The sequence below is a fragment of the Bradyrhizobium sp. genome (assembly GCF_035273305.1).
Lineage (GTDB): Bacteria > Pseudomonadota > Alphaproteobacteria > Rhizobiales > Xanthobacteraceae > Bradyrhizobium.
This window is the reverse complement of the sequence record NZ_DATEPI010000218.1, coordinates 1-4,713: the sequence shown is the minus strand read 5'-3', so window position 1 is coordinate 4,713 and position 4,713 is coordinate 1. Positions and strand designations below refer to the sequence as shown.

General features: G+C 59.8%; 4 protein-coding genes. 2 read left to right on the top strand and 2 right to left on the bottom strand.

What is annotated here, in order from left to right; all coding sequences use genetic code 11:
* The first annotated feature begins 1 nt into the window (after window position 1).
* Both VJV58_RS14795 and VJV58_RS14790 read left to right on the top strand, forming a co-directional pair.
* Window positions 2-835, top strand: coding sequence for a sugar ABC transporter permease (locus VJV58_RS14795; protein WP_324138113.1), 834 nt, complete (start codon window positions 2-4; stop codon window positions 833-835).
* A gap of 55 nt (window positions 836-890) precedes the next feature.
* Window positions 891-1,733, top strand: coding sequence for a carbohydrate ABC transporter permease (locus tag VJV58_RS14790; protein WP_414641498.1), 843 nt, complete (start codon window positions 891-893; stop codon window positions 1,731-1,733).
* A gap of 74 nt (window positions 1,734-1,807) precedes the next feature.
* On the opposite strand, the gene serA is transcribed toward VJV58_RS14790, so the two are convergent.
* Together serA and VJV58_RS14780 are read right to left on the bottom strand one after the other, a co-directional pair.
* Window positions 1,808-3,397 carry a phosphoglycerate dehydrogenase gene (gene serA / locus VJV58_RS14785; RefSeq protein ID WP_324138111.1) on the bottom strand — a complete coding sequence of 530 codons (1,590 nt, stop codon included), beginning with the start codon at window positions 3,395-3,397 and terminating at the stop codon, window positions 1,808-1,810.
* Between the two features lie 105 nt (window positions 3,398-3,502).
* Entirely contained in the window at window positions 3,503-4,675 is a 1,173-nt protein-coding gene (locus tag VJV58_RS14780; RefSeq protein ID WP_324138110.1) for a phosphoserine transaminase, read from the bottom strand.
* Window positions 4,676-4,713: the final 38 nt, after the last annotated feature.

Genomic DNA, 4,713 nt, shown 5'->3' with positions numbered 1-4,713 from the left:
GCTGGTTTTTCTGACCTATCCTCTAGGATTGGGTGTCTGGCTTGCCTTTACAGACACCACAATCGGCCGCCGCGGCCTATTTGTGGGGCTGGAGAATTTTCAATACCTGCTGAGCGATCCGCTGTGGTGGGGCGCGGTGTTCTACAGCATCTTTTATACGGGCGTCGCCACCTTCGGGAAATTTGCCCTCGGCTTCTGGCTGGCGTTGCTGCTGAACAACCATTTTCCGTTCAAGAGCATCCTGCGCGCCATCGTGCTGCTACCCTGGATCGTTCCGACCGTGCTCTCCGCTCTGGCGTTCTGGTGGATTTACGACCCGCAGTTCTCGATCATTTCCTACCTGCTCGTGGACGTGCTGCACGTCCGCAGCACCAATATCGATTTCCTCGGCAGCCCGTGGCCGGCACGATTTTCCCTGATCGCCGCTAACATCTGGCGCGGCATTCCCTTTGTCGCGATCTCGCTCTTGGCCGGTCTGCAGACCATTTCGCCTTCGCTCTATGAGGCAGCAATGCTGGATGGCGCCACCGCATGGCAGCGCTTCCGTTACATCACCTTGCCGATGATGCTTCCGATCCTGGCAATCGTGATGACTTTTTCGATCATCTTCACCTTCACCGATTTCCAGCTCGTCTATGCCATCACTCGGGGCGGGCCGATCAACTCGACCCATCTGCTCGCCACATTGGCGTTCCAGCGCGGCATCGCCGGCGGCGAACTCGGCGAGGGCGCGGCTATCGCAGTCTCGATGGTCCCGTTCCTGGTATTCGCGACGCTGTTCAGCTATTTCGGTCTCGCCCGGCGCAAATGGCAGCAGGGAGAGAGCAATGACTGAAGCGCTCGTCGGCTCCCCGAAATCAAGCAATGTCGCAAGCTCGACACCTGACACCATGGAATGGGATTCACGGGCGCGGCGGGTGGTCATGATCTACCTGCCGCTTGCATGTTTCGTGCTGATCCTGCTGTTCCCATTCTACTGGATGGCAATTACCTCGTTCAAGCCGAACGGCGAATTGCTCAATTACAAGGCGCACAATCCGTTCTGGATCTCCTCTCCCACATTGGCCCACGTCAAACATCTGCTGTTCGACACGGCCTATCCCCATTGGCTGATAACGACGATGTCGGTCGCGATCGGCGCCACATTCATATCGCTGCTTTCAAGCACGCTCGCCGCTTACGCGATCGAACGGCTGCGCTTCAGGGGCAGTCCGTACGTCGGGCTTGGCATCTATCTGGCGTATCTGGTGCCGCCGTCGATCCTGTTCATTCCGCTGGCGACAGTCGTGGTTCAGTTTGGACTGTTCGACAGCCCGATGGCGCTGATTTTGGTGTACCCGACATTTCTGGTGCCGTTCTGCACCTGGCTGCTGATCGGCTACTTCAAATCCATTCCGTACGAATTGGAGGAGTGCGCGCTGGTTGATGGTGCAACCCGCTTGCAGATCCTGTGGCGGATCACATTGCCGCTTGCCGTGCCCGGGCTGATTTCGGCCGGCATTTTCAGCTTCACATTGTCCTGGAACGAATTCATCTACGCGCTTGCGTTTATCCAAAGCAGCGCCAACAAAACGGTGCCGGTCGCGATCCTGACCGAACTTGTCTCCGGGGATGTCTATCAATGGGGGGCGCTGATGGCGGGCTCCCTGCTCGGCTCACTGCCGGTTGCAATCTTCTATTCGTTGTTCGTCGACTACTATGTGTCGTCGCTGACAGGCGCGGTGAAGGAATAGCCGGCCAAGCGCCAGCGTAAGCGTTTTCGAGCGAAGTGGACGCCGCGTGAAGAAGAAGCTGGAACGGATCAGCCCTAGAACGCCAGCGCCTTTGCCTGCTTGACCTGCGGCAGTGCCTGCACCTTCGCGAGCACATCCGCCGGTACCTTGCCATCGACTTCGACCAGCGCAATGGCATCGCCTCCGGGCTTGTTGCGGCCGAGATGGAAAGTCGCGATGTTGATCTTGGCGTCGCCGAGCAGTCCGGCGAAATGCCCGATGAATCCAGGCTTGTCCTCGTTGGTCACGTAGATCATCGACTTGCCGAATTCAGCATCGACGCGGATGCCTTTGATATCAACCAGCCGCGGCTTGCCGTCGGCATAGACCGTTCCCGAGACCGAGCGTTCCTGGCGCTCTGTCCTGACGGTGACAGTGATGAGACTTTCGTAGTCGCTTTGCGAGGCCCGCACGATCTCGTCGACCACCATGCCGCGCTCCTTAGCGACCACCGGAGCGGAGACCACGTTGACCTCGCCGAGCATCGGCCGCAGCAAGCCGGAAAGCACAGCCGAGGTCAGCGCCTTGATCTTCATCTCGGCGACATGGCCTTCATATGTAATTTGCACCTTCGATATGCCTGTCTCCGTGAGCTGGCCTGCGAACGAGCCGAGCTTTTCCGCCAGCTCAATGAACGGTTTCAATTTCGGAGCCTCTTCCGCGGTGATCGAGGGGAAATTGACCGCGTTGGAAATCGCGCCGGTCAGAAGATAGTCCGACATCTGCTCGGCCACCTGCAGCGCCACGTTCTCCTGCGCCTCCGTGGTCGCCGCGCCAAGATGTGGCGTGCAGATCACATTGGGATGACCGAACAGGACGTTTGATGTGGCCGGCTCCTCCACAAACACGTCGAACGCCGCGCCCGCGACATGCTTCGAATTCAAGGCGGCGACGAGCGCCTGCTCGTCCACGAGGCCGCCCCGCGCGCAATTGATAATGCGCACGCCCGGCTTCATCTTGGCAAGAGCGTTGGCGTCGATGATATTCCGGGTCTTCTCTGTCAGTGGCGTATGCAGCGTGATGAAATCGGCGCGCTTGAACAGATCCTCGAGCTCCACTTTTTCCACGCCGATGTCCTTGGCGCGTTCCGGCGACAGGAACGGATCATACGCGATCACCTTCATGCGCAGACCGAGGGCGCGATCGGCCACGATCGCCCCGATGTTGCCGCAACCGATAATGCCCAGAGTTTTGGCGGTGATCTCGACTCCCATAAAGCGGTTCTTCTCCCACTTGCCGGCCTGGGTCGAAGCATCGGCCTGTGGAATTTCGCGCGCCAGCGCCAGCATCAGCGTGATGGCGTGTTCGGCCGTAGTGATCGAATTTCCGAACGGCGTGTTCATGACGATGATGCCCTTCGCGGTGGCGGCGGGAATCTCCACATTGTCGACCCCGATTCCAGCGCGACCGATCACCTTCAGCCGCTTTGCCTTGTCCAGGATCTTCGCGGTAGCCTTTGTGGCCGAACGGATCGCAAGTCCGTCATAGCCGCCGATGACCTCAGCCAGTTTGTCCTTGTCCTTGCCAAGGTTAGGCTGGAAATCAACTTCGATGCCGCGATCCCTGAAAATCTGGACCGCGGCGGGCGAGAGCGCGTCGGAAATGAGAACTTTGGGCTTGGACATTTGCTTTTCCTCCACCTCCCGTAACGGGAGGTCGGCGATGCGCCGGAATGAGTGAAGATTTCTGCGCCCTCCCCCGGTCTCGCCGGAAGAGGCCACGGGTAAGGCTTACGCAGCCTTTGCAAGCGATGCCTTGGTCTCGGCAAACGCCCAATCGATCCACTGCGTCAGCAATGCGACGTCGCTTGCTTCGACAGTTGCGCCGCACCAGATGCGCAGGCCCGCAGGCGCATCGCGATAATGCGCGAAATCGTAACCGGCGCCTTCCTTCTCCACCAGCGCAACCAGCTTCTTGGCAAACTCGGATTGCGCGTCTGCATTAAGCGCGGTGATCGCAGGATCGACGACCTTCAGGCATACGGACGTATTGGACCGGATCGCTGGATCCTTCGCCAGGAAATCAATCCAGGACGTCCTTGCTTTCCAGTCAGCGAGCACCTTGGCGTTGGCATCGGCGCGCGCGATCAGGGCCTTGAGGCCGCCGATCGACTTCGCCCAGTTCAGCGCATCGAGATAATCCTCGACGCACAGCATGGAAGGCGTGTTGATGGTCTCGCCCTCGAAGATGCCTTCGTTGAGCTTGCCACCTTTGGTCATGCGGAAAATTTTCGGCAGCGGCCATGCAGGCTTGTAACTCTCGAGCCTCGCCACCGCGCGCGGTGAAAGCACAAGCATGCCGTGCGCGGCCTCGCCACCAAGCGCCTTCTGCCAGGAGAAGGTCACGACATCCAGCTTGGGCCAGTCGAGCTTTTGGGCGAAAGCCGCCGAAGTCGCGTCGCAGATGGTCAGGCCTTGGCGATCGGCTTTGATCCAGTCTGCATTGGGGACGCGAACGCCCGAGGTCGTGCCGTTCCAGGTGAAGACGATGTCCGAAGCAGGATCAGCCTTGCTCAGATCGGGGATCTCGCCATAGCCGGCGTGCAGCCTGGTCAGCTCCTTGAGCTGCAGCTCCTTGACGATATCGCTGACCCAGCCTTCGCCGAAGGATTCCCACGCGATTGTGGTGACCGGGCGGGCGCCCAGTAGCGACCATAGCGCCATTTCTACGGCGCCGGTATCGGACGCAGGCACGATGCCGATCCTGTATCCGGCCGGCACTTCCAGCACTTCGCGGGTGAGTTCGATCGCAAGCTTGAGCTTGGCCTTGCCGATCTTGGCGCGATGCGAGCGGCCGAGAGCCGCGTCCTTGAGGTTTTGGGAGCTCCAGCCGGGGCGCTTGGCACAGGGGCCGGAAGAAAAATGCGGCACATTGGGCCGCGAAGCGGGCTTCGCTGCGGTCATGATCTATCCTTCCAGATAGTAAGCCTCCCGTTGGGGGG